At 55.5% G+C, this 25,106-nt stretch carries 26 protein-coding genes; 13 read left to right on the forward strand and 13 right to left on the reverse strand.

Going from position 1 to position 25,106, the window contains the following annotated elements:
- Nucleotide 1: 1 nt before the first annotated feature.
- Nucleotides 2–961, reverse strand: a complete 960-nt coding sequence (waaC, locus tag PG1C_RS13335) for a lipopolysaccharide heptosyltransferase I (protein ID WP_202635220.1) — start codon at nt 959–961, stop codon at nt 2–4.
- A gap of 118 nt (nt 962–1,079) precedes the next feature.
- On the opposite strand from waaC, the gene PG1C_RS13340 reads away from it, so the two are divergent.
- The gene (locus tag PG1C_RS13340) at nt 1,080–1,949 is read left to right on the forward strand and encodes a glycosyltransferase family 2 protein (RefSeq protein WP_202635221.1); all 870 of its coding nucleotides are present in this window, start codon (nt 1,080–1,082) and stop codon (nt 1,947–1,949) included.
- Between the two features lie 42 nt (nt 1,950–1,991).
- Nucleotides 1,992–3,881, forward strand: coding sequence for a polysaccharide biosynthesis protein (locus PG1C_RS13345; protein ID WP_237218202.1), 1,890 nt, complete (start codon nt 1,992–1,994; stop codon nt 3,879–3,881).
- A gap of 34 nt (nt 3,882–3,915) precedes the next feature.
- On the opposite strand, the gene can is transcribed toward PG1C_RS13345, so the two are convergent.
- Together can and PG1C_RS13355 are read right to left on the reverse strand one after the other, a co-directional pair.
- The gene (gene can / locus PG1C_RS13350) at nt 3,916–4,590 is read right to left on the reverse strand and encodes a carbonate dehydratase (RefSeq protein WP_202635222.1); all 675 of its coding nucleotides are present in this window, start codon (nt 4,588–4,590) and stop codon (nt 3,916–3,918) included.
- A complete protein-coding gene (locus tag PG1C_RS13355) occupies nt 4,587–6,959 on the reverse strand; it encodes an AsmA family protein (protein ID WP_202635223.1) in 2,373 nt (790 codons plus the stop codon). The genes can and PG1C_RS13355 overlap by 4 nt, the downstream gene beginning before the upstream one ends.
- 61 nt (nt 6,960–7,020) lie before the next feature.
- Here PG1C_RS13355 and PG1C_RS13360 point away from each other — a divergent pair, with 61 nt between their 5' ends.
- Entirely contained in the window at nt 7,021–7,620 is a 600-nt protein-coding gene (locus PG1C_RS13360; RefSeq protein ID WP_202635224.1) for a hypothetical protein, read from the forward strand.
- An 80-nt stretch (nt 7,621–7,700) separates the two neighbouring features.
- Here PG1C_RS13360 and PG1C_RS13365 read toward each other — a convergent pair whose 3' ends face one another.
- From PG1C_RS13365 to PG1C_RS13375, 3 genes are all read right to left on the reverse strand, one after another.
- Nucleotides 7,701–8,924: a porin gene (locus PG1C_RS13365; RefSeq protein WP_202635225.1), complete on the reverse strand. Its 1,224-nt coding sequence runs from the start codon at nt 8,922–8,924 to the stop codon at nt 7,701–7,703.
- Nucleotides 8,925–9,034: 110 nt separating this feature from the next.
- Nucleotides 9,035–10,537 carry a YifB family Mg chelatase-like AAA ATPase gene (locus tag PG1C_RS13370; protein WP_202635226.1) on the reverse strand — a complete coding sequence of 501 codons (1,503 nt, stop codon included), beginning with the start codon at nt 10,535–10,537 and terminating at the stop codon, nt 9,035–9,037.
- A gap of 19 nt (nt 10,538–10,556) precedes the next feature.
- Entirely contained in the window at nt 10,557–10,805 is a 249-nt protein-coding gene (locus PG1C_RS13375) for an accessory factor UbiK family protein (protein WP_202635227.1), read from the reverse strand.
- Nucleotides 10,806–11,091: 286 nt separating this feature from the next.
- Here PG1C_RS13375 and PG1C_RS13380 point away from each other — a divergent pair, with 286 nt between their 5' ends.
- From PG1C_RS13380 to PG1C_RS13390, 3 genes are all read left to right on the forward strand, one after another.
- Nucleotides 11,092–11,913, forward strand: a complete 822-nt coding sequence (locus PG1C_RS13380; RefSeq protein ID WP_202635228.1) for a TorF family putative porin — start codon at nt 11,092–11,094, stop codon at nt 11,911–11,913.
- 78 nt (nt 11,914–11,991) lie between these two features.
- Nucleotides 11,992–12,330: a P-II family nitrogen regulator gene (glnK, locus tag PG1C_RS13385; RefSeq protein ID WP_202635229.1), complete on the forward strand. Its 339-nt coding sequence runs from the start codon at nt 11,992–11,994 to the stop codon at nt 12,328–12,330.
- A 13-nt stretch (nt 12,331–12,343) separates the two neighbouring features.
- Nucleotides 12,344–13,894 (forward strand): ammonium transporter, encoded by a 1,551-nt coding sequence (locus PG1C_RS13390; protein WP_202635230.1) that lies wholly within the window; start codon nt 12,344–12,346, stop codon nt 13,892–13,894.
- A 79-nt stretch (nt 13,895–13,973) separates the two neighbouring features.
- On the opposite strand, the gene PG1C_RS13395 is transcribed toward PG1C_RS13390, so the two are convergent.
- Complete coding sequence (locus tag PG1C_RS13395) at nt 13,974–14,954, reverse strand: 2-hydroxyacid dehydrogenase (RefSeq protein ID WP_202635231.1); 981 nt, start codon at nt 14,952–14,954, stop codon at nt 13,974–13,976.
- A 115-nt stretch (nt 14,955–15,069) separates the two neighbouring features.
- On the opposite strand from PG1C_RS13395, the gene mscL reads away from it, so the two are divergent.
- The gene (gene mscL / locus PG1C_RS13400) at nt 15,070–15,498 is read left to right on the forward strand and encodes a large conductance mechanosensitive channel protein MscL (protein WP_202635232.1); all 429 of its coding nucleotides are present in this window, start codon (nt 15,070–15,072) and stop codon (nt 15,496–15,498) included.
- Nucleotides 15,499–15,558: 60 nt separating this feature from the next.
- On the opposite strand, the gene PG1C_RS13405 is transcribed toward mscL, so the two are convergent.
- Together PG1C_RS13405 and PG1C_RS13410 are read right to left on the reverse strand one after the other, a co-directional pair.
- Complete coding sequence (locus PG1C_RS13405; RefSeq protein WP_237218203.1) at nt 15,559–16,185, reverse strand: peroxiredoxin; 627 nt, start codon at nt 16,183–16,185, stop codon at nt 15,559–15,561.
- 2 nt (nt 16,186–16,187) lie between these two features.
- Complete coding sequence (locus tag PG1C_RS13410; protein WP_202635233.1) at nt 16,188–17,606, reverse strand: cryptochrome/photolyase family protein; 1,419 nt, start codon at nt 17,604–17,606, stop codon at nt 16,188–16,190.
- A 58-nt stretch (nt 17,607–17,664) separates the two neighbouring features.
- On the opposite strand from PG1C_RS13410, the gene PG1C_RS13415 reads away from it, so the two are divergent.
- From PG1C_RS13415 to PG1C_RS13435, 5 genes are read left to right on the forward strand one after another with little or no spacing between them, the layout of a single operon-like run.
- Nucleotides 17,665–18,264 carry a YqgE/AlgH family protein gene (locus tag PG1C_RS13415; RefSeq protein WP_237218204.1) on the forward strand — a complete coding sequence of 200 codons (600 nt, stop codon included), beginning with the start codon at nt 17,665–17,667 and terminating at the stop codon, nt 18,262–18,264.
- The gene (ruvX, locus tag PG1C_RS13420; protein WP_202635234.1) at nt 18,257–18,730 is read left to right on the forward strand and encodes a Holliday junction resolvase RuvX; all 474 of its coding nucleotides are present in this window, start codon (nt 18,257–18,259) and stop codon (nt 18,728–18,730) included. The genes PG1C_RS13415 and ruvX overlap by 8 nt, the downstream gene beginning before the upstream one ends.
- Nucleotides 18,717–19,214, forward strand: a complete 498-nt coding sequence (gene pyrR, locus PG1C_RS13425) for a bifunctional pyr operon transcriptional regulator/uracil phosphoribosyltransferase PyrR (RefSeq protein WP_202637081.1) — start codon at nt 18,717–18,719, stop codon at nt 19,212–19,214. The genes ruvX and pyrR overlap by 14 nt, the downstream gene beginning before the upstream one ends.
- 2 nt (nt 19,215–19,216) lie before the next feature.
- On the forward strand, nt 19,217–20,188 hold the full coding sequence (locus PG1C_RS13430; protein ID WP_202635235.1) for an aspartate carbamoyltransferase catalytic subunit: 972 nt from the start codon (nt 19,217–19,219) through the stop codon (nt 20,186–20,188).
- A gap of 1 nt (nt 20,189) precedes the next feature.
- On the forward strand, nt 20,190–21,488 hold the full coding sequence (locus PG1C_RS13435; RefSeq protein WP_202635236.1) for a dihydroorotase: 1,299 nt from the start codon (nt 20,190–20,192) through the stop codon (nt 21,486–21,488).
- Between the two features lie 59 nt (nt 21,489–21,547).
- Here PG1C_RS13435 and PG1C_RS13440 read toward each other — a convergent pair whose 3' ends face one another.
- From PG1C_RS13440 to PG1C_RS13455, 4 genes are read right to left on the reverse strand one after another with little or no spacing between them, the layout of a single operon-like run.
- A complete protein-coding gene (locus PG1C_RS13440) occupies nt 21,548–21,844 on the reverse strand; it encodes a DUF167 domain-containing protein (RefSeq protein WP_202635237.1) in 297 nt (98 codons plus the stop codon).
- Nucleotides 21,841–22,407, reverse strand: coding sequence for a YggT family protein (locus tag PG1C_RS13445; RefSeq protein WP_202635238.1), 567 nt, complete (start codon nt 22,405–22,407; stop codon nt 21,841–21,843). The genes PG1C_RS13440 and PG1C_RS13445 overlap by 4 nt, the downstream gene beginning before the upstream one ends.
- Before the next feature lie 30 nt (nt 22,408–22,437).
- Complete coding sequence (gene proC / locus PG1C_RS13450; protein WP_202635239.1) at nt 22,438–23,268, reverse strand: pyrroline-5-carboxylate reductase; 831 nt, start codon at nt 23,266–23,268, stop codon at nt 22,438–22,440.
- 14 nt (nt 23,269–23,282) lie between these two features.
- Nucleotides 23,283–23,981: a YggS family pyridoxal phosphate-dependent enzyme gene (locus tag PG1C_RS13455; RefSeq protein WP_202635240.1), complete on the reverse strand. Its 699-nt coding sequence runs from the start codon at nt 23,979–23,981 to the stop codon at nt 23,283–23,285.
- Nucleotides 23,982–24,026: 45 nt separating this feature from the next.
- Between PG1C_RS13455 and PG1C_RS13460 the strand changes: the two genes are divergently transcribed.
- Nucleotides 24,027–25,070 carry a type IV pilus twitching motility protein PilT gene (locus PG1C_RS13460; RefSeq protein WP_202635241.1) on the forward strand — a complete coding sequence of 348 codons (1,044 nt, stop codon included), beginning with the start codon at nt 24,027–24,029 and terminating at the stop codon, nt 25,068–25,070.
- The last annotated feature ends 36 nt before the right edge of the window (nt 25,071–25,106 follow it).

Below are 25,106 nucleotides of genomic sequence, written 5' to 3' on the forward strand. Positions count from 1 at the left end.
GTCATAGCCACGGCTGCGCTGCAGCCAACACCTCAGCGACGGCAGGGGGCGCACCTTGCATCCCCAGATTGATGGCCAAGGGCCCCGCCAAAACCCCCGTCGATGCGGGGTCAGAGGCGCAAAACAAAGCCAGCGTGGGACGGCCCACGGCAGCCGCTAAATGCACCAGCCCGGTATCCACACCCACAACTAATCGCGCGGCGGCACAGTAGCTGGCCAGGTCACGCAAGGATAAGGGTGGCAGGGCAATTGCGCCCGGAATCACTTGTGCCAAGCGGATGGCACGCGCGCGTTCAGCACGATTGCCACTGGGTAACAAACATATGAGCCCCCGCGCAGCCAAGGCACTCCCCAGCGCCTGCCAGTGAGGCTCTGGCCACAATTTATCCGCGCGCGAGGTGACCGTTAGCAGCAGTACCGTATTACTTGCCACAGGCGGGGATGGCGCGGGTGACGGCAGGAGCAACCCATAGTCAGGTGCCATCAAAGGCTCTGCCACGGTATAACCCAGCGCAGCAGCAGCAAGCCATCGGCTGCGCGCCACCGCATGCAGCTTATTGTCTACCGTAACCGTCTTGTTATAAAACAATGCGGCGATGGGCTCGCGCGCTGAAGCGACCGAAAAACCGGCGCGTCCTCCACACGCCAGACGCGCCAGCAGTGCGCTTTTGAGCAATCCCTGGGTATCGATGACCGTGTCGTAATTTTCACGGCGTAACGCAGCATAAAACTGGCGCATTTCATGCCATGTGCTCGCCTTGAGTAAAGACTTTCGCCAGCGCCGTAACGCGACAGGAATAACCGCTCGTACACCCGGATGCAACAGAGGAATATCCGCAAAGCTTTCTTCTACCAGCCAGTCAATCTGTGCTCGCGGAAAGGCTTTGCGCACATCCGATATCACGGGCAGGCTGTGAATAATATCCCCGAGGGATGAGGTTTTAACAAGGAGAATGCGCATATCGCCGCTGATTATACGTGGCGGCATCATTACGCCAGAAACGTCTCTGGCGTGCTAAATTCAGCCGCTATCTCTGTCTATATAGCCATAGCGATTCACTGCCCACACGTTTTTTAGCATGATAAAAACCCCTGTATCGGCTGTTCTGGTAACCAAAAATGCCGCGCACACGCTGCCGGCTTGTCTTGCCAGCGTTGCCTTTTGCGATGAGATTCTGGTCGTCGATTCGGGCAGTACGGATGACACGGCTGCCATCGCGCTCAAATACGGCGCGCGGGTCATTCACTCGCACTGGCGAGGATTCGGGCCGCAAAAACAGTTTGCCGTTGGAGAAGCAGCGCACGATTGGGTGCTTTGCATTGATGCCGATGAGCGCGTCAGTGATCACTTACGTCAAAGCCTGCAGGCTGTACTTAATGACAAAACGATTGCTACACCCGCCGTATCACCAACGCCAGTGCGGTGCTTGCCTTGCACTACCTTCAGGTCGCCTCCGGGAACTTTTTATGCCTATCGCTTTGCCCGTTGCAACCGCTTCATGGGTCATTATTTACGTCATGGCGAAGGCTACCCCGATTGGAGTTTGCGTTTCTTTAACCGGCACCATGCGCAGTGGTCTGCCGACGTAGTGCACGAAAAAGTGTGTGCCACCGGCGCGGTGGGTACCCTGGCCGGCGACCTGTTGCACGATTCGGCAGAATCGCTGGCAAACTATCTGGATAAACAAAACCACTACAGCACCCTGGCCGCCAACGCGGCACGAGCGCAAGGCAAGCGTGCCCATGCCGCGCACTTACTGCTCTCGCCCCTGGTGCGATTCATCAAATTTTATTTTTTCCGGCGCGGGTTTCTCGACGGTTTGCCTGGCTTGACGCACATCCTGATCGGCTGTGGCACCAGCTTTGTCAAGTACGCCAAAATGGCAGCCTTGCAGCGCCAGCCCCCAGACCTAACCCACCCAACCCGGCCGCCCGGCACCCACTCATGATGACAATGACTTTTTTCACAGCGCAACCAAAAGGCTGCTGACGTGAACCTACGTGCCGCCTTGCGCCAGAAAAACCGCATGGGTTTGCGCATCACGCTAGTGATTCTGTTCGACCTCATCGCTGTCATATTGGCGTGGGGAATGGCTTATTCACTCCGCTATAACTTTTCGTTGCCGCAAAATTTTCCGTACGTCATCGCTATCACGCTGCCTTGGGTGCTGATCGTGCATGCGGCCGCCTTTTATCGCTTCGGGCTGTATCGCGGCATGTGGCGTTTTGCCAGCCTGCCTGATTTGAAGCGCATTTTGCTGGCAGTGGGATTAGCGGCATTGGTCGTACCGCCGCTGTTGTTCATGGTGCAGCGTCTGATGGATGTGCCACGCTCGGTCCTGATTCTGCATCCGTTGCTGCTGGTGCTTGTCATGGGCGGTGCACGCTTTGCTTATCGTTCCTGGAAAGACGGGCATCTACTCAGCGTGAGCGAACTCGGCCGCGAACCTTTGTTAGTGCTGGGCGCAGGCTCGGCTGGGGCAGACCTGCTGCGCGCTCTGCATGGCAACCGCACCTGGCGTGTGGTCGGTTTTCTGGACGACGATAGCAGCAAGATCGGCCGCCAGATTAACGAAGCACCCGTACTTGGGCAGCTGTCAGATATTGCCGCAACCGCAGCAGCACAAGGTGTCAAAAATGTGGTTATTGCCATGCCACAAGCCGCGGCAAACGTACGCCGACGCGCTGCAGAACTCGCCGCAGCCGCCGGGCTGATAGTGCTCACTGTGCCCACCATGGATGATCTCCTTTCCGGCAAACTGATCATTTCGCAACTGCGTCGCGTCGCGTTAGAAGACCTGCTTGGCCGCGAGCCTATTGCGCTGGATGAAGCAGGCCTGCGTGATTTACTCCACCAAAAGACCGTACTGGTCACCGGCGCGGGCGGCTCCATCGGTGCCGAGCTGTGCCGCCAGATCGCACGCTTCTCGCCCCAGCGATTGGTGTTGCTCGATCAATCCGAATTATCGCTCTATCAGATGGAACAAGAATTTTCCGGCCCGCAGTTCGCCACCGTAAAGCACGCGGCACGTTACGTGATCGGCGATGTCAAAGACGCCGCACGACTGGCTGAAATTTTCGCCGAACACCGGCCGCATGTGGTGTTCCATGCCGCAGCCTACAAACATGTACCACTGATGGAAGCGGCCAATGCCTGGCAAGCCATGCGCAACAATGTGCTGGGCACATTGAACGCCGCGCGCGCTGCCATGGCCTGTGGTGCCAGCGAGTTCGTGCTGATTTCAACCGATAAGGCGGTAAACCCGACCAATGTCATGGGTGCCAGCAAACGGCTCGCAGAAGCCGTATGCCAGGCGCTGCAAAAGCAATCACAGACGCGTTTTGTGGCGGTTCGTTTTGGCAATGTCCTGGGGTCTTCCGGCAGCGTGATTCCGCTGTTTCGAGAGCAAATCGCGCGCGGCGGGCCGGTGACGGTGACGCATCCGGAGATCATCCGTTATTTCATGTTGATCCCCGAAGCCGTACAACTGGTATTGCAGGCCGGGCTGTTCGCTCACCGCGATAGTGAAGGTGGCAAAATTTTTGTCCTGGACATGGGCGAGCCGGTAAAAATTGTTGATCTGGCGCGCGACATGATTCGGTTGTCTGGCCTTGATGAGCACGCGATAAAAATTGAATTTACTGGTCTGCGGCCGGGCGACAAGCTTTTTGAAGAACTGCTGGCAGACAACGAATCAACACTGCCAACACCACACCCCAAACTGCGTATTGCAAAAGCCTCAGACGCGCCTGAATCCACTTGGCTGACGGCACTCGAGGCCTGGCTTAACGCCACTTCACGCAATGAGCAAGAAGTCAAGCAAGACCTGGCAACGTGGGTGGCGGAATATCAACCACAGGGGACACCGCCTGCTCAATAAACTCGCCGCCGTATTACTGCCACCGTATCAGCAATCAGCCATGCGGCGCATAGTTGCGCTGCAGCGCTGCTAACGATTGCGCGGCCAGCAGATCCACCTCATCATTAGCCGAGACAATAAAACCGGTGTCGCGCAGCAGGCCATCGGTCAGGCCGTAAATCCAGCCATGCACCGTCAGTGCCTGATCGCGCGCCCAGCTATCGCGCACCAGCGTCGTGCGGGCGACATTGATGGCTTGCTCCAGCACATTCAGCTCGCACAGGCAGGCCCAGCGCTGATGCTCGTCCGAAATGCCGGCCAGTAAATTCTGGTGTTTATCGCGCACATCCTGAATATGGCGCAACCAGTTGTCGGCCAACCCGACCCGTGCATTATCCAGCGCGGCGCGCACCCCGCCGCACCCATAATGCCCCACCACCATGATGTGCCGCACACGGAGCACATCAATCGCAAACTGAATAACCGAGAGGCAGTTCAAATCGGTATGCACCACCACATTGGCGATATTGCGGTGGACGAACACTTCGCCCGGTAACAGGCCAGTGATTTCATTGGCCGGCACCCGTGAGTCCGAGCAGCCGATCCATAAATACTCCGGGGCTTGCAAGTGGGCGAGCTTGTCGAAGAAAGCGGGGTCCTCCGCACGTACACGCTCAGCCCAGTGGCGATTGGCCGCAAAAATTTTTTCCATGTTCTGTTCGCTATTCATCGGCCAAAAAGTCCTTTTAGCTTATCTTTCAATTGATCGGTGGCTTTCTGTCGGATTTCCTGTTTCTTCTCGTCGACTTTTTGCTGTAGTTGCTGTTTCTTTTCGTCGATACGCACCTGAGTTTTTTCTTTGAGCAAATCACCTATCGCATTGGCAAACTCAATCTTCCACGTGATTTTATCCAGCGGGCCAGTGACGCGAACAGGCACTGTCACCCCCTTGACTTGATCGACCTCCTTGCCATCCTGGCCTGCACTCGTATTCACCACGCGAGCTTTGGCCAGATAGTTAATCCGATTATTACCTATATCAATATCGCCCGCACCCGAGAGCCGCAAAAAGGGGGACTTCATGGCTAAATCATCGTTATGTGCAACCCCACCGGCGATGCGAAAAGAGGCGGCGAGTTCCGAAAAATCGGTTTTATCCACCCCTCGGGAAACCTGGGTCACCTCCTGCTTGGCCCCCAGCGTGGCTTTAATATCGCGCAGGCTCTGCGCCAGATTGATGCCTTTGATGGCGCCATCCCGCAAGATCAATGAAGCGGAACCCGCCAACGATTTTTTCAGCGCGAGCACGGTCGCGCCCTGGCCTGTGGCATCTACCGTCACGGTGCCTTTTCCTGCAATCAAATCTTTATCAGCCAAATCTTTCAAGAGCGGATTAATACTCACACCCACCAATTTTTGCCTCACCGCCACGCCATTGCCTTGCGCATTCACAGTCAAGCTACCGTTCATCGAGCCTTCATAAAGATTGGCCGAGAGTGGCGAGATATCCAACCGGCCATTGGCTGCTTTGAGTGTTGCGTTAAGCTGGGCAAACTTGAGATTTTTTACTTGCAGCGAACCGATGCGCACAGCCCCATGCAGGTTCAGGCCGTGCAGGGCTGAAAAATCCAACGGGGAATCAGCACTCGCACTTGCTTGATCTGCCGCGCCTGCGGAAGAGGTTGCCACAGCAGGTTTTGGCGGAAAGTATTTATCCACATTCAAGCGATCGATGGTGAGATCGAAACCCGAAGCGGGTGGTGAAAAATGATCAATCCGTGCGTCGAGAAAAACCTTCGATTCGTCAAACTGAGTGGCCAGCTTAACCGCCGCTCTTTGCTTTTTCACATCCACCTGAGCGCTGCCATTGAGCGGCAAGCTCACCTGCTTCATGGGCAGGACAGGATTTTTCATGTCCACCGTACCTGCAATTTTTTGCAGCGTGACGGTTTGCGTTGTGAGATTAGCGCTCAGGGGCGATGCCAGATGAATCTTGAGTGCCGTTGTACCGCTGTTTGAATCGGCATCGAGCACCATGCGGGTAACCTTGACATCGCTCAGGGTGCCTTCCACGCCGGATAGCGCAATCTTCGCGGTGGTTTGGCGCCCACCCCCATTGAATTTGGCGTTCAGGCTGATGGTCTTGCCGGTCACCTTGCCTGGCGTCAAAGTGAGTTGTGGCGCAGCCAAATCGATATCAAACACATTACTGCCTCGCTTGCCCCGCGTGGCCAGCGCGACATCGTCCACTGCCAGGGTTTGCCGGCCACTATCGGCAGCGACATGGGCCGCTGAAAAACTGAGGTCATCCAGGCGCGTCGTCTCACCCGTTTTTCCATCACGCTGGCTAAATTGTTTATTTTTCAGGGCAAGCGAATCCACCACCAGCGTTTTTAATTCGCTGCTTGCTGCAACATGATCGGCAGAAAACGACAGCCCGACCAGCGCCATCGTGCTGCCTGTAGTTTCATCGCGCCGATTGATCTGCACATCCTTTAAGGCAACCGCATCGACTGCCAATGTTTGATGCTGACTATCCGCTAACACATGGCCGGTGGCAATGTTCAGTTTGGCCAGCGTAGTCGTGCTTCCTGCTTGTTCATCGCGCCACACCACATGTGCATTGGTCAGCGTAATTCCCGCGACATCAAACTGCGTTGCCGTCTCACCAGCGCCGACTTTTTCTTTCTTGTCTTCTGTCTTATCGCTGCTGAGATCGGCTGTATTCAAGGTGCCATCTTTTCTTTTGATCAGCGTGGCGGTTAACCCATCGGCTTCCAAGCGATTGACTACCACTTGTTTTGCTAACAAAGGCATAACAGCCACCGCGATACGCGCTGAATCAAGCGTGAGAAATTCGCGTGAGCTTGCCGGTTCAGACAGCGTGGTGTGTCCGAGCTTTACGCCGACATTGGGCCATAACGAGAGTTGCAGCGGACCAGTCATTGTGAGCTGGCGCTGTGTCTTTACAAAGACCGCACGGGCGAGTTCAGCCTTGATTTTTTCGCTATCGAACATGGCGTAGAGCACGCCCGAAAAAATTGCCAACAAAAGCAATCCAATGCTGACAACGATGCCCGCCAACCGTATTATTTTCATCCGGTTCACCTATACAGAAAAACAAGCTAACCTAGCAAGCCAAACAACGAGGAGTCATTCTATGAAAGCCAAGTTTACCCTGCTTACACTCTCTGTTTCACTTGCCTTGAGCCTTACCGCCAATCTTGCATTGGCTGAAAGTGGCGGCATAGGCTCAGTAACTGTCGAACCGAACCCCGCTCAAGCCGGACAGGCCGTCAAAATCACCATTGCAGCGGAAGGCGATGCACCCAGCCTCTGCGGCTTAGCGGTTGAGTTTGGCGATGGCACGAGCGATAAAATAAAAATCAATGGCTCCGAATCAAAATTTCCAGTCACGCTCACCAAGACGTATGCCCATCCCGGCACTTATGTCGTGAAAGCCGAAGGCAAAAAAATTACCACGCATTTCCGTTGTGCTGGTGAAGCCACGGCCACTGTAGTTGTCCAAGGCGCCGCAAAAGCCGTTGCGCCAACCGCCGCCGCTGTTGCACCCAGCTGCCCACCCGACTACAAAATGACGGGTAAGCCAAGCCGCACCGGGGCTTACCGCTGCAAAGCCGGCAAGGGCGCCGTTGCCCCTGAGGCGGATCTGGTTTGCCCGCCACCACTGGCTGCTTACAAAACCAACACAACCGTCGGTTGTCAGGACGTCAAACAGACCAAAAATAAGCATCGATAGCATAAAAAAGCGCATGAAAAAACCGCGCCTGACAAGCGTCAGGCGCGGTTTTTTTGTGGACAACCGTTGTTAGAATAGTCTCAGAAAGTATGTCTGATGCCAAACTGAAAGCCGGATAACTTGACATCATCTCCGATCGTCACCCCGGAATTTTCACTGGCATACCCGTTGCCAAAATCATAACCGCCACGACCGCTGGTATTCGTCCCTGTTTTTGCATCATTGCGCAAAGCCGCATAGTGCGCCTTGAGTAGCGTACGTTTGGATAACGAATACTCGAAGCCAACAGAATAAAACTTCGCGCCGGTATCCTCACCCGACAAGTAAGGTGATGTCGCAGCACCTACCGCACTGCCGGAAATATCCCTGGCGCGATAATACTGGCTCGTCAATTTGCCGTTTGCCATCACCTGATACGTTGCGCCAACACCCCAGGTATTTTGCTTGATTTTCCCCAGGCTGCCTTTGGCTGTTGCCTGGCCAAAAAGCCCGCGCACACTGAACTGATCGCCCTCATACTTGCCTGCAACGCGTAATTCATCCAGCTTTTCATCCATCCCCAAGCCGGCCAATCCACCGGGGCCCAAACCGGGGAAACCGGTCTCATTGCGTTCGGAGAGTTTGCCATAGCCGACACCTGCCAACCAGCGACCGTTAACATATTTCACCCCGGAATCAAAAGCGATCGGCCGAAACCGCATACCCGGAGTTTCCGTTTTATCTTCCGGCGTTTGCCAGGACAGAATGACTTGCAAGCCGCTAAAAACCGGTGACATATAGCCGATCCCGTTTTTGAAGCGAACATCCCACATCGACGGACCTGAACGCGTACCTGTCCTGATCTTGCCATCATCAAAGACCCCGCCCAATTTACCCACAATGGCACGATTGCTCGCAATACCATCGCTATCCACATTCACATCCACGGCTTCGGCCAGTGCCCGGGTGGGGCCGGTCGCGTTGCCCAGAACGAACACACCCCAGGGGCTCGCAATCCCCACGAAATTATCGCGGTTGGTATCCAGTGCCCCGCCTTTATCGAAATTTGCATTGGACTCGAATTGAAATATCGCCGTCAGGCCATTGCCCAGGTTTTCAGCGCCCTTGAAACCGAGGCGCGAGCCATTGCTGGAAACGCGGTTGAAGCTGGGGTTGTTAGCCGTCGTTTTGCCATCGGTGACATGGATCACATCAAACGTGGCATCCGCCACGCCATACAATGTGACCGCCGATTGCGCCGCGGCTGCGCCAGATAAACCCGCCAGAATAGAAAAAACTACCGCTCTTTTACCGTGCTGCACCATCGTTTCTTCTCCCTTTTTTGTAAAAATCGATTTGGATTGCATGCAAGATCGAACATTATAGGTGGCGTCGTGAGCGAGTCGATTCGCCACTAATAACTAGCCGCCGACACCTAGCCGCTCAACCCGCGCCGATAGTGGATGGCTTCGGCAATGTGAGCTGCGTTAATCGCTGGTGCTGACGCAAGATCCGCAATGCTGCGCGCTACCTTGAGGATGCGGTGATAGCCGCGCGCTGACAATGAAAGCTGCGCCATGGCCTGGGCAAGCAGCTTTGCCCCGGCGACATCCGGCGTAGCAAACTTGGCAATCTCGTCGGGGGTAAGTTGCGCATTCGGCTTGCCCTGGCGCTGCAATTGCCAATCCCGCGCATCCATCACCCGTGCGCGTACAATCGCGGAGGTTTCACCGGCGGCTCGCGAGGATAATTCCGCCTCCGAAATGGCCGGCACGTCCACCATCAGATCAATCCGATCCAGCAACGGCCCGGAGAGTTTGCCGCGATAGCGTGCCACTTGATCTGGCGTGCAACGGCATTTTCCGGAAGGATGCCCCAAGTAACCGCAAGGGCATGGGTTCATTGCCGCAATAAGCTGAAAGCGTGCGGGAAACTCAGCCCGCCGCGCAGCGCGTGCAATATGGATATGCCCGGTTTCCAGCGGCTCGCGCAGGGCTTCGAGCACGCCGCGCTGAAACTCGGGCAGTTCATCAAGAAACAACGTGCCGTTATGTGCCAGCGAAATCTCGCCCGGGCGCGGCACACTGCCACCACCGACCAACGCGGCCGTTGAGGCGGAATGATGCGGCGCACGAAAGGCGCGCTGTCCCCAGTGTTCGAGTTTGAAGAGTCCTGCCAAAGAATGCACGGCGGCCGCAGCCAGTGCTTCGTCGTCCGTCATGGGCGGCAGCAAACCCGGCAAGCGTTGCGCCAGCATGGATTTACCTGCGCCGGGCGGGCCACTCATGAGCAGGCTGTGTCCGCCTGCAGCCGCCACTTCGAGTGCGCGCTTGGCCGGCGCCTGGCCCTTGACCTCGGCGAGATCGGGATAATGCGCAAAAGTCGGCGCTGGTGATACAGCGCGGGAGGCGATCGTTTCCCGTCCGGAGAGATGCGCGCACACCTGGAGCAGATTTTTTGCGGGCAGAATGGTCATATCCGCGATCAATGCGGCCTCTGGTGCACTATCTGTTGGCAAGATGAAAGCGCGTCGTGCGGTTGCATCGCGCTGCATGGTGGCGCACATCGCCAAAGCGCCGCGAATAGCGCGCAACTCGCCAGAGAGCGCCAGCTCACCTGCAAATTCGTAGTCATCAAGGGTGGGCGCTTTGAGCTGTCCGGACGCAATCAAGACCCCTAAGGCAATGGGTAAATCAAATCGGCCGGATTCTTTGGGTAGGTCGGCCGGGGCAAGGTTCACCGTGATGCGCCGCTGGGGAAACTCAAACCCGCAATTTTGAATGGCCGCGCGCACCCGATCGCGCGCTTCTTTGACTTCTGTATCGGGCAAACCAACGAGGGTGAAAGCGGGCAGCCCGCCCGTCAAATGCACTTCGACGGTGACTTCCGGCGCCGATAACCCCGCTAACGCTCGCGAACGAAGAACTGCTAGCGCCATTAGACCAAATCAGGCTAAATTATTTCTGTTCACCAGCACGCGCCGCTTCAAGCTCAGCGACACGCTTCTCAAGTGCGGCAAGCTTTTCGGACGTGCGGGTAAGCACTTCACGCTGCACGTCGAACTCTTCACGCGTGACCAGATCAAGTTTGGCAAAAAAACTGACGAGCAGGGCGCGCAGATTCTTTTCGACATCACTTATCGGACTAGCGGCCAGCAAAGCGCTAACGCGAGTGGACACTTCATCGAGCAGTTTGGAGTTGAGCATAATAGTTTCTTCCGAGCAATGGGATTAGTCTATCAGGGTTTGCTGCTGATCCATAAGGCATGGCAATGACGTGATGGTGCCATTGAGCCATATGGCTTATGATCAGCCTCTCGAATCAAACGCACCAACACGGTGCAAAAACTTGTAATGCACGCCTGTTACGGTGCGTGAAATTTTGCTTATCCCCGGAAAATCTTTATTATCTATTGATTCTATAAGATTTTTTAAAACTGGCATGGTCTTCGCATATCCGAGAGTGTTTTTTTAACCCTTCAGGAGAATTAAGATGCGTAAATCCCTACTCGCCTTTGCAGTCGCCGGAGCCTTTGCACTCCCTACCCTGGTCATGGCCGATGAGCCAGCCGCACCAGCCTCGCCGTGGACTGTCACCACAAATGTGTATGGTGTCAGCGACTATTACTTCCGTGGTATTACCCAAACATGGCACAAACCCGCTATTCAGGGTGGCGTTGATGTCGCTCATAGCAGCGGCTGGTATGCCGGTCTGTGGGGCTCCAATGTTAGCAACAACCAGTATCCTGGCGGTTCTGGACTGGAGTTTGATTACTATGGCGGCTACAACGGAAAAATCAATGACGATTGGGGCTGGACTGCCGGCGGTCACGGCTATTACTACCCAGGCGCCGATTTCAACAAGGCTGCGGTGCCCTTTGCCAGCGAGAAATTTAATTCGTTCGAAGCGAACATTGGTGCGTCCTACAAGTTCATGAGCGTCAAGTATTCCTACTTCCTCACGGACTGGTTCGGTCTCACCAAGAATACTGGATTTACTGATGATTCCAAAGGCACCAGCTATCTCGAATTCAACCTCGCTTATGAGTTCATGCCAACGTATACCGTCAACTTTCATGCCGCGCACACCGACGTGAATACCAAAACACTGGGTGGACTTGATCCAAGCTACAGCGACTATCTGGTTGGAGTTACCAAGGCGTTCAACGCCGGATGGGTTGGCTCTTTGGCCTATGTTAAAGCCAACTACAAGGATAGCTCGTTCTACAAGCCGACGTTCTCGTTCGCAAATAGAGATACCCTTTCCGATCCGGGTAGCAGCCGCGTCATTCTCTCAGTCGGTCGCGTATTCTGAAACTAGTTTCGACTCCCCGCTGGAACCTTGATCGGTGTCGGCAGAGAGTATTTCAACTCACATCAAAAGGACACAACCATGAAACTAATCACCGCCATCATCAAGCCATTCAAACTTGATGAAGTGCGTGAAGCCTTGGCCACTGTGGGTGTGCAAGGCATCACCGTCACTGAAGTCAAAGGCTTTGGCAGGCAAAAGGGGCATACCGAGCTGTATCGCGGCGCGGAATATGTCGTCGATTTTCTACCCAAGGTCAAAGTGGAAGCCGCCGTAGGCGACGAGATGGTTGATCAAGTGGTCGAGGCACTCGAAAAGTCTGCCCGGACAGGGAAAATTGGCGATGGCAAGATTTTCGTCTACAGCCTGGAACAAGTCATCCGCATCCGCACCGGTGAAACCGGTGAGGCTGCCCTTTAAGGGGAATACTATTATGAAAAAACTACTCGCTGTTTTGCTGGCAACCTGCGCTATTGGTGCTGGCAACCTGGCATGGGCAGACGACAAGCCCGCCGAAGCTACCGCAGCTACTACCGCGACGGCACCTGCTGTTGATACCGCCACTGCCGTGGCACCTGCGGCAGCACCTGCCATCGCAGCAGTTGCAGCACCTGCCCCTGCTGAAGCTGCTCCAGCACCGGCACCGTCTCCCAATAAAGGCGATACAGCCTGGATGCTGATGTCGACAGCGCTCGTGCTGTTGATGTCTGTACCCGCGCTGGCTTTGTTCTATGGCGGCCTGGTGCGCACCAAGAACATGCTCTCGGTGCTCATGCAAGTGTTCGTGGTGTTCTCGCTGATTACCGTGCTGTGGTGCATATATGGCTACAGCTTGGCGTTTACTGAGGGCAGTGGCGCCACCAGCCCATTTATCGGCGGCTTTGATCGACTATTCCTCAAAGGCACGTTTGATGCTGTGACCGGCGTATTTGCCCTGGGCGCCACGTTCAGCAAGGCCACACCGATGTACGAGCTGGTATTCGTTGCCTTTCAGTCCACATTTGCGGCCATCACGGTTTGCCTGATTTTTGGCTCACTGGTCGAGCGCGTTAAATTTTCGGCGATCCTTATTTTCTCGGTAATCTGGTTCACGATCAGCTACCTACCGATCGCTCATATGGTCTGGTTCTGGCCTGGCCCGGATGCTTACACCGCAGCGAACGTCGTCGACGCGACCAACGCCAAGGCTGGCTTGCTCTGGCAGTGGGGCGCGCTCGACTTCGCAGGCGGGACGGTGGTGCATATCAACGCAGGCGTCGCCGGTCTGGTTGGCGCTTTCGTTCTGGGCAAGCGTATTGGTTTCGGCAAGGAGGCTCTGTCGCCGCACAGCCTGACGATGACCATGATCGGCGCCTCGCTGCTGTGGTTTGGCTGGTTCGGTTTCAACGCCGGTTCTGCCCTGGAAGCCAATGGCTCTGCTGCGCTGGCTTTCATGAATACCTATCTGGCCACAGCCTGCGCGGTGCTGTCCTGGATGTTTACCGAATGGCTCTTCAAAGGCAAACCCTCCATGCTGGGCGCAGCTTCCGGCGCGGTTGCAGGTCTTGTGGCAATCACACCGGCTGCAGGTAACGTAGGTATCCCGGGCGCCTTCGTGATCGGCCTTCTGGTGGGCCCACTTTGCTTCTGGGGTGTTACCGGCCTGAAGAAAATGTTGCGGGTTGATGATGCGCTTGATGTCTTCGGGGTGCACGCTTTAGGTGGTATCTTCGGTGCGCTGATGACCGGCATCTTCAACTCGCCCCGTCTGGGTGGCCCCGGGTTCTACAACAACTGGTTCGAGATGAAACCGGGGTACGGCGCCATTCTTGACCAGCTCATCATCCAGGCCAAAGCGGTCGGCGTCACGGTGGTATGGACAGCGGTGGCGGCATTTATTGCCTTCAAAATCGCGGATATCATTGTCGGTCTGCGTGTTTCCGAAGATGAAGAGCGCGAAGGGCTGGATATTACCTCGCACGGCGAGGCGGCTTATCACGACTAAAAGCAATTACCCTCTTGCCGTCTGACAAGAGGGTTAATCTTGCAAGCCTTTTAGGGCGCTCTACTTAGAGCGCCCTTTTTTATGCGGCCGCAAACACTTCGGAGTTAACACAGTCACGCGGACGTTTACCAGTTAATGCCTCAATTAAATTATCCACGGCACGCATACCCATTGCCATCCGTGCCTGATAAGACGCCGAGCCAATGTGCGGTGTGAGAACTACATTATCCAGTGCAAGAAAATCCGGGTTGAACTTCGGCTCCCCCTCAAACACATCGACTCCTGCGCCACAAATTCGGCGCTCGCGTAACGCCGTAATTAAAGCCGCGTCATCCACAATCCCTCCGCGCGCCACATTGACGAGATGCGCTGTCGGCTTCATCAAACTCAACTCAGCCGCCCCAATGTAATGCTGCACGACGGGCGAATAGGGTAAAAGCAGAACAACAAAATCTGCTTCGCGCAGGAGTGTTTCTTTATCCACCCACGTGGCGTTGTGTTGAGCCTCGATGTCAGCAGGCAGGCGAGCGCGATTGTGATAAATCGTTTTCATACCAAACCCGGCCGCTCGACGCGCCAAGGCTTGGCCAATCCGCCCCATGCCAAAAATACCTAAGGTGGCGTGGTGCACATCCGTACCTAGCCAGAGGTCATAACGCCACGCACCCCAATGACCTTCGCGCAACCAGCGTTCGGCCATCGGCAACCGCCTTGACACCGCCATCAGCAATGCCCAGGTGAGATCGGCTGTTGTTTCCGTCAATACGTCCGGCGTGTTAGTCACCATGATGCCCGCCCGCGTGCACGCAGCAACATCAATGTTGTTATAGCCCACCCCCACATTGCACGCAGCACGTAATTGCGGCGCGGCAGCGATACTCTCGGCGGTTAGTGGGTCAGCCACCGACAGCAATACACCCGCCTTATCCGCCAGCCGTGCTTTTAATTCAACGGGGTCAAGCGCTTCGTTACTGGCATGGTCATCCACCTCAAAATGCTCCTGTAGCCGCACGACCAATTCAGGAAAAAATTTGCGTGTAACAAGCACCTTCGGCTTCATTGCTCTCTCCTAATCGTCGTTTATCTAAGAATAACTTCGTATGCCATCTCACCTATACTTCTGCCGGGAATATTACCTTCCCTTCATATTGGTATTTTTAACTCAGGAGAAAACCATGGTCATGATGCAAGAGTTTCGCGATTTCGCGATCAAGGGCAACGTCATGGATTTGGCTGTCGGCGTCATCATTGGTGGCGCATTTGGCAAGATTGTGGATTCACTCGTCAAAGACATCATCATGCCATTGATCGGCAAAGTCATTGGCAATGTCAATTTCACCGAGATGTTCATACAACTCTCGCCCCCAGCGAAAGCGGTCGAAGGCGCTGCAACGTATGAATCGCTGACCAAAGCGGGCGCCTCGTTGTTAGCTTATGGCAATTTTTTGACCATTTTGATCAACTTCCTGATTCTCGCTTTTGTCATTTTTCAAATGATCAAGATGGTTAATCGCTTAAAAGGCCCAGCACCTGCCGAAACGCCCGCAGTCACACCAGAAGACATCGTGCTGCTGCGTGAAATTCGCGACAATCTAAAAAAATAAGTCGCCATACAAAAAGGTAAACCGCCAGGCTGAGATAACCCGCTACCGAAAGGTGGGAGGTTATTTTTTTATGCGCACCAGCCGCGTTAAATCGTCCACGATCTCTTTTGAGTGGCGTGATGTATCCACCTGAAGATAGGCTTTGACAATCTTGCCCTGCGGATCAACCAGGAACGTGTAACGCTTGGCGTACTTGACAACCAGCAAGTCAGACAGCGCACCATAACTGCGTGCGACAGCCGCATCCTGATCTGCCAATAGGGGAAATGGCAGATGGTATTTGTCAGCAAATTTTTTGTGGGATGCCGAATCATCCACACTCACGCCAACAATTTGCGCACCGAGTGCTGTCAATGCCTGCAAATCATCTCGAAATTGGCAGGCTTCCTGCGTGCAGCCCGGCGTATCATCCTTAGGATAAAAGTAGAGCACTACCCATTGGCCGCGCAGATCCTTGAGCCGCCACATTTTGCCATGCTGATCGGGCAGCGTAAAGCTTGGTGCCATCGCGCCGACGGCCGGTACCTCGGCATGTGCAGGCAACGCATGCAGAAAACTCAGTCCACCGATAACGCCAAGGCAGACGACCATAAGGCATCGCACTGAAAAGAAACGTCGGTACATAAAGCGCACTGTATCGACCATATTTGATGGGTGCATGGACTGGTGCAAGTTTTTATTGATCATCGTTATTTCCTCACGGTAGAAAATCGCTGCAAAGTACGTTCTCGGGCGACGGCATGGTCGACCACGGGCAACGGATAATCGCGGCCTAGTAACACGCCGCATGCTGCTTGTTGTGACGCATTCATTTTCCATGGAGCATGAATGAACTGATTCGGAAGCGATAGAATCTCTGGCACATAACGACGAATAAAATGGCCCTGCGGATCAAATTTTTCAGATTGCGTCACGGGGTTGAAAATACGGAACCACGGCTGCGCATCACAACCCGTGGAAGCTGCCCATTGCCAGCCGCCATTGTTTGCGGCGAGATCAAAATCAAGCAGCTTTTCAGCGAACCATCTTTCTCCCAGCCGCCAGTCTACCCCCAAGTCTTTGGTCAAAAAAGAAGCTGTCACCATGCGTAGCCGGTTGTGCATAAACCCTGTGTGCATGAGTTGGCGCATCGCGGCATCCACTAGCGGATATCCGGTTTTTCCTTGTTGCCATGCCGCTAAGAGATCAGGCGCGTCATCCCACACCAGCGTCTCCATTGCAGGCTTGAACGCCTGCGTGACGACATGCGGATGATGCCAAAGAATCATGTGATAAAAGTCGCGCCAGATCAGTTCGGACAACCATGTTGCAGCCCCCCGGCCCGACTGGCTTTGCGCATAGCCGGTCAGTTGGCGGATGGACACCGTACCAAAGCGCAGATGCGCTGAAAGGGTTGACGTGCCATTCACTGCCGGAAAATCTCGATCGCTTGCATAGTGATCCAGGCGCTCAGTGAACGCGAGAAATAAACGACGCGCACCGCGCATGCCGGTGGGCAAAGGCAAGCTGGCCAGGTCGGCCGGAAGAAAGCCCAGTTCCGATAAAGTCGGCGCTGGCAATACGGCGTCCGGAATAGCCAGGTGTGCAGCATAGCGTTCCACCGGATATGCCTGCAAATAAAACGGGGACAGCCGCTTTAACCAGGCATTTTTATATGGCGTAAACACCGAAAATGGCGTGCGCTGCTGCGTGAGCACTTCATCGCAGTCAAAAATGACTTGGTCCTTGAACAAGAAAAATTCAACTTCGGCGAGACGGCGGATATTGCCTTCAACGGCCGCATCGCGTTGCAGCGCTGCGGGTTCGTAGTCCCGATTAGCGTACACCGCCTGAACACCGAGCCTTGCCGCAAGCTTTGGAATTTCATCGCACGGGTCGCCCTGCAAAATGATGAGCGCTCCGCCCATGCGGCGCAGCGCTTCGGCAACCTCGACTACGGCACGCAAAATAAACTCTACCCGCCGGTCGGATCGTGGCAGCTTGGCAAGCATCGTAGAATCAAAAACAAACACGCAATACACCTGGTCATGGGCTTTTAGCGCATGAAAAAGCGCGGCATGATCATAAGTGCGTAAATCGCGGCGAAACCAGACAAGTGCGGATGTCATGCAAAATGAACCTGAGCTAACTTGCGTTAACCTGAACGTGGATTTACTGGGAAGCAGTATGACAGATTACAATACTGCCATTGCCATGGAAACCACATGCCTCGTTAATCACTTTCTCATCGCCATGCCCGCCATGGACGACCCGCATTTTTCGCGCACGCTAACTTACATTTGCGAGCACAACGTGGAAGGTGCCGTGGGCATTGTCGTTAACCGGCCGCTTGATATGCGCCTGGGCGAACTTTTTGATCGCGTCGCCATTCCCCTCGAAGAAGGCTTGCCCGCACAGTGCTTTGCTGATTTGCCCGTGTACGCCGGCGGCCCGGTGCAGACTGACCGCGGGTTTGTTCTTCACCGCACCACAAGGCAATGGCAAAGCTCGCTCAAGGTGACGGATGACATGGCGCTCACCAGCTCACGCGATATCTTGCAAGCCATGGGCAGCACCGGCCAGCCGAGCGACGTGCTGGTCACCCTGGGCTATGCCGGATGGATAGCGGGCCAGCTGGAATGGGAGCTCGCGCAAAACACTTGGCTGACTGTAGAAGCATCCCCGCATATTTTGTTTGATGTGCCAAGTGAAGAGCGCCTTGCGTCAGCGATGCAATTGCTGGGCGTTGACTTTGTCAACCTGTCCGAGGTCGCCGGCCATGCATGACGAAACACTGCTGGCCTTTGATTTTGGTCTTCAACGGATTGGCGTGGCTCTCGGCGAAATCCGTCTGGGCCAGGCACGCGCGCTCACCTGCATTGCCCATGAAGCCAATGCCGCACGCTTTAATGCGATCAGCCAGCTGATCACCGAGTGGCAACCCGTGCGCCTCTTGGTTGGCCGACCACTCAATGAAGATGGCAGCGCACACGACATGACGGCGCGTTGCACCCGCTTTGCCAATCAACTGCGCGGTCGTTTTGCTCTGCCTGTGGAAGAAGTCGATGAACGCTTCAGCTCGATCGAAGCCGATGCCACGCTCAGACAAACACCCGACGCGCCGTCTTACCAGCACCGGCTTTCTTTGAATCCGTATCTGGACTGGCAAGAACGCAAAGCCCAAATCGATGCTGAAGCCGCGCGCGTCATTTTACAAAGCTGGCTGGAAACCCATGTCCATCAAGCGGCCTGACGCAGAGGCACTCTGTCACATCCTTGCCGACCAACTGCGGCCACATGTTGACCTGGCGCGCACCGCACTGGTCGGCATTCACACGGGTGGCGCATGGGTGGCTGAGCGTCTGCACACCCTGCTCGGACTGCACACCGCGCCTGGCGCCATTGGTGTCTCCTTCTACCGTGACGACTACAGCCAGCGCGGTCTGCATGCCAACACCAAAACATCGCACATCCCGTTCGAAATCGAGGGCGCGCATATCATCATCGTCGATGACGTGCTCTACACCGGCCGCACCATACGCGCGGCGATGAATGAACTGTTCGACTATGGCCGCCCAGACAAAATTGAACTGGCCGTGCTGGCTGATCGTGGCGGACGCGAATTGCCCATCGCGGCAGACTTCTGCGCCCACACCCTGAACCTGCCCGCTGCACAGATGCTGGAGCTAGAGCGTGCTGCTGACGGCACGCTGGCTTTCCGGTTGACAGAGAAATAACCTTGTCGAACGCAACTCACAATCCCCAGCTCAACAGCCACGGTGAGCTCAATCATCTGCTCAGCATCGAAGGTCTGTCGCGCGAGATGCTGACACGCATCCTCGATACTGCCGTGCCCTTCACTGAAGTCGCGGAACGCGAAGTAAAAAAAGTGCCTTTGCTGCGCGGCAAAAGTGTGTTCAATTTGTTTTTCGAAAACTCGACGCGCACACGCACGACATTTGAAATTGCAGCCAAACGGCTTTCTGCCGATGTCATCAATCTCAACATCAATACGTCTTCTGCCAGCAAGGGTGAAACGCTGCTCGATACCGCCGACAATCTAGCCGCCATGCAAGCGGACATGTTTGTTGTTCGGCATGCGGCCAGTGGCGCGCCCTATCTCATGGCCCAACATCTGGCAACTACCGGGCAGGATCACATTCATATCATCAATGCCGGCGATGGCCGCCATGCGCACCCGACGCAAGGCCTGCTCGACATGTACACCATTCGCCACTACAAGCAGGATTTCACACAACTAACGGTGGCCATCGTCGGCGACGTGCTGCATTCTCGCGTGGCCCGCAGCCAGATTCACGCACTGACCACGCTGGGTGTTCCGGAAGTCCGCGTGATTGCGCCCAAAACGCTGCTGCCGAGCGGCATCGAGCGGCTTGGTGTGCGCGTATTTAACGACATGAAAGAAGGCCTGCGCGGTGTTGATGTGGTCATGATGCTGCGCTTGCAAAATGAACGCATGCAGGGCGCGCTATTGCCCAGCGCACAGGAGTATTTCAAGTCCTATGGCCTGACGGTGGACAAGCTGGCGCTGGCCCGCCCGGACGCCATTGTCATGCATCCGGGGCCGATGAACCGCGGCGTGGAAATTGAATCCGCCGTCGCCGATGGCGCGCAGGCGGTAATCCTGCCGCAGGTCACTTTCGGCATCGCCGTGCGCATGGCGGTGATGGCCATGCTGGCAGGAGCCTGAAATGAATGTGCATATTCGAGGCGGCCGTCTGATCGACCCGGCCAACGGCGTCGACAAACACACCGACCTGTTTATTGCGGAGGGAAGAATAGTCGGCGCTGGTGATACGGCACCAGCCGGTTTTAAGGCCAGCACCATACTGGATGCTACCGGCTGCATCGTCTGCCCCGGCCTCATTGATCTTTCCGCGCGGCTGCGCGAACCGGGCTTTGAATACAAAGCCACGCTGGAATCCGAAATGGCTGCTGCCGCCGCCGGCGGTGTGACACGGTTGGCCTGCCCGCCCGACACTGACCCGGTGCTGGATGAACCCGGCCTGGTCGAAATGCTCACGCATCGGGCGCGCTTGCCTGAATTCCCCCATGTGCATCCGATCGGTGCACTGACCGTGCAACTGGGCGGGAAAAAACTGACCGAAATGGCAGAACTCAGTGAGGCAGGCTGCGTCGCTTTCGGCCAGGCGAATCAAGCCATTGTCGATACGCAAGTGTTGTTGCACGCAATGAATTATGCAGCCACCTTTGACTTCCCTGTCTGGCTACAAGCACAAGACCCGTTTCTTGCCCAGCTAGGCGTGGCGCACGATGGTGAAGTGGCTGCGCGACTAGGGCTGACCGGCATTCCTGTGGCAGCAGAAACCATTGCGCTGGCCACGCTGCTGCAATTAGCACGTGAAACCGGCGTACGTCTGCACGTCACGCGAATTTCCTCTGCGGCGAGTGTCGACATGATTGTTGCCGCCCGCGCGGCAGGCATTGCTGTCACGTGCGATACCGCCGTGCATTACCTGCATTTATGCGACCACGATATTGGATTTTTTAACGCGCATGCGCGCCTGGACCCGCCTTTGCGCACTCAGCGCGATCGTGATGCGTTACGCGCGGGCTTGGCCTCGGGTGCGATCACCGCCGTATGTTCCGACCACACGCCGGTTGATGATGATGGCAAACAAAAACCGTTTGGCGAAGCCGAAATCGGCGCCACAGGCCTGGAGCTATTGCTGCCACTCACCTTGAAATGGGCACAGGAAATGCGGGTGCCACTCCTTACTGCACTGGCGCGCATCACGTCCGATCCGGCGCACATCATGGGCGTTAATGCAGGTCGGCTGGATGCGGGGCTACCGGCTGACATTTGCGTGTTTGACCCGGCCGCCGATTTTCATGTCAGCCGCAAAAACCTCAAAAGCCAGGGCAAGAACACGCCCTTTCTCGGCTTGGACCTTCCCGGCCGCGTGCGCTACACACTCATCAATGGCTATTTAGCCTACGACGGCACAACGCAACCTGAATCGTACTGAATGCTTCTTGCAGGATTAACTTACCGCGTTCATTCACCGCGCTAGTTCACTGATTGAATTTACCAGGCTGGTTCGCCCAACTGCGCCCTGACACACGCCGCATCAATACCCGCCACGCGCACCCGCTTGGCACGCGAGGATTCGCCCGCTAGCAACGTCACCGCACGTTTGGGCAATGCCAGGCGCTGCGCAAGAAAGGCAATCAGCTGCGCATTGGCTTGACCGTCCACCGGTGGTGCGTGCAATCGAATCTTGAGTGCTTCGCCATGCAACCCCACCACCTCGGTTTTTTTCGCACCCGGCTGGATGTATAGCGTCAGCGTGACGCCATCATCATTTACCCGCAACCAGCTCATCCTGATAACACAACCCAGCGCAGACGATCTAAAACCATCAAGCCGATTTGCAGCAGCAAAATAAACACGAGCGGCGAGAGGTCTACCCCGCCAATGTCGGGTATCCATCGGCGAAAGGGGCGCAGCAAGGGCCGGCTGATCGCATTAAAAACGTCCGCCAAGGGCGCATGCGGATTGACCCAGGAAAAAAGTGCCGACACCAGCACTGCACCTAGCAGCAAATAACAAGCAATCTTAAGCATTGCCAACACCGCCAATAAAGCCACCATAAAAGTCGGCGCTGGTGATACGGCGATTAATGTGCCAGATAACCCTAGCGCCAGGCCTAACGCGAGTGCCTGCACCAGCCAGGCGAGCAAAAGGCTCGCCATATCCCACCCAAACAATCCAGGGATTACCCGCCGCGCAGGGCGCACGATCCAATCGGTCACCGCGATGACAAATTGCCCTAGCGGATTACGCCAGGATGCTTTGACCATTTGCAAAATGAACCGGGTCAGCAGCGCCAGCGTGAGAAAACCACACACGGCGTCCAGCAGAAAAATAAATAGTTGTATCAACATTGAATGCGTTGCCTTGGTTTAACTCTTGGTTTAACTGTTTGACTTGCCCGCTCCCTGTCTACCCAGCGTCTCGCCCAACTCACGCCCCCGCGCGTTGGCCGCCATCACGCCTTGCGCAATGGCGGCGGCCACACCCTGCGCGGCAAACGCCTGCAAAGCGGCTTCGGTTGTACCGCCTTTGGATGTCACCCGTTCGCGTAACGTAGCAATACGTTCACTACTTTTTGCCGCCAGTTGCGCTGCGCCAAGAAAAGTTTGCACCGTTAATTGGCGCGCGGATTCGGCATCCAGGCCTAACGTGCGCGCGACGGACTCAATCGCTTCAATAAAATAAAATACATACGCCGGGCCACTGCCCGAAATGGCGGTGACGACATCCATCTGTGCTTCATCATCCACCCATACACTAACCCCTACCGCCTGGAGAATTTTCTCGGCCTGGCGGCGTTCCTCGGCATCGACACTGGGGTCGGCAAATAAACCGGTAATGCCTGCGCCAATCAATGCGGGGGTATTAGGCATGGCGCGAACTATTTTGCCATAGCCAAGCCAGGCTGCCATATCTGCCACCCGCAAACCGGCCGCGATGCTGAGCACCACTTGATGCGTCAGCTTGCCGGCAAGCGGCGCCACAGCCGCTTTCATCTGTTGCGGCTTAACTGCCAGAACCAGCACATCACAGTTCAGCGCGGCCGCATCAACTGCTGCCACAGAACGCACACCAAAGCTTTCGGTGATTAGTTCGCGGGCGTCAATAAAAGGCTCCACCACCTGAATGCCTGCTGCAGAAAAGCCTTGTTTTTTCATCCCGCCAATTAATGCGGTAGCCATATTGCCACCGCCAATAAATGTAATTTTCATTAATTGTCCTGTCTTTAATTGGGCACGTTACTCTGTCGTTCACCAAATATGGCGCTGCCCACCCGGACCACCGTCGCCCCCGCCTTGATCGCAACTTCCAGATCATGCGACATGCCCATAGAGAGCGTATCCAAAGCCAAACCCTCTGAGTTGAGCTGCGCAAACAACGTGCCCAACCGGGCAAAGCTTTGGTACTGCACCGCGCTATCCTGCATCCGGGCAGGAATCGCCATCAATCCGCGCAACCGCAGATTAGGCAAGGCTGCAATCGCATGGGCTAAAGCCGAAGCATCCGCTGGTGAACAACCGCTTTTCGATGCTTCGCCCGACACATTAACCTGAACACAAACCTGCAGCGGGGGCAAATGGGCAGGGCGATGGGCCGCTAAACGTTGAGCAATCTTTAACCGCTCCAGTGAATGCACCCAGGCGAAATTTTCAGCGACCGCGCGCGTTTTATTGCTTTGCAATGGGCCAATAAAATGCCATTCCAGATCCAGCGTGGCAAGTGCAGCAATCTTTTCTGCGCCTTCTTGCACATAGCTCTCACCAAAAGCCCGTTGCCCGCATGCAGCAGCTTCACGCACGCTGGCAACGGGCCAGGTTTTAGATACGGCAAGCAGCTGCACAGCGTCGACTGGGCGCCCTGCAGCAGCGCAGGCTGCGGCAATGCGGTCGCGAACAGCTTGCATGTTGATTGAGATTGTTGTCATATAACGCCCTGAAAGTATATCGCACCCCATTTACCGGAAAAAAACATGGACATTACCGAGCTGCTCTCTTTCGTCGTCAAGAATAATGCGTCCGATTTACACCTTTCTTCAGGCTTGCCGCCGATGATTCGTGTCCATGGTGATGTGCGGCGGATCAATCTGCCGCCGATGGAACATAAAGAAGTGCACAGCCTGATCTATGACATCATGAATGACGGCCAGCGCAAGGTATATGAAGAAAATCTGGAATGTGACTTTTCTTTTGCTGTGCCCAATCTTGCGCGCTTTCGCGTCAATGCCTTTGTCCAGAATCGTGGCGCGGCGGCGGTGATGCGCACCATCCCTTCAAAAATTCTGTCACTGGATGACTTGAAGGCACCAAAAATTTTTGCAGAACTCGCGGATCAGCCACGTGGCATTGTGTTGGTCACCGGGCCCACAGGCTCCGGCAAATCAACCACGCTTGCCGCTATGGTCAAGCACAAGAATGAAAACGAGTACGGCCATATTCTGACCGTGGAAGACCCGATCGAATTCGTGCATGAATCGAAAAAATGCCTGATCAACCAGCGCGAAGTCGGCCCGCACACGCTCTCGTTCAACAACGCCCTGCGCAGCGCCCTGCGCGAAGACCCGGATGTCATTCTGGTTGGCGAAATGCGTGATCTGGAAACCATCCGCCTGGCGCTATCAGCCGCAGAAACCGGCCACCTGGTGTTTGGCACATTGCACACCTCATCGGCTGCCAAAACCATCGACCGCATCATTGATGTGTTTCCAGCAGCAGAAAAGGAAATGGTGCGCGCCATGTTGTCCGAATCACTCAAAGCAGTCATTTCGCAAACTCTGTGCAAAACCATGGACGGCACGGGGCGCGTTGCCGCACACGAGATCATGATCGGCACGCCCGCCATCCGCAATCTGATCCGCGAGGCCAAGGTCGCCCAGATGTATTCCGCAATTCAGACCGGCCAGCAGTTTGGCATGCAGACGCTGGACCAGAACCTGCAAGAGCTGGTCAAGCGCCGCATTATTTCACCCGCCGAAGCGCGCAGCAAAGCGGCAAACAAGGATAACTTCCTCGGCTAAACCGCCTGGCTCTAAAAGACAAAACGGGACAGAAAA

The organism is Rugosibacter aromaticivorans (assembly GCF_000934545.1).
Lineage (GTDB): Bacteria > Pseudomonadota > Gammaproteobacteria > Burkholderiales > Rhodocyclaceae > Rugosibacter > Rugosibacter aromaticivorans.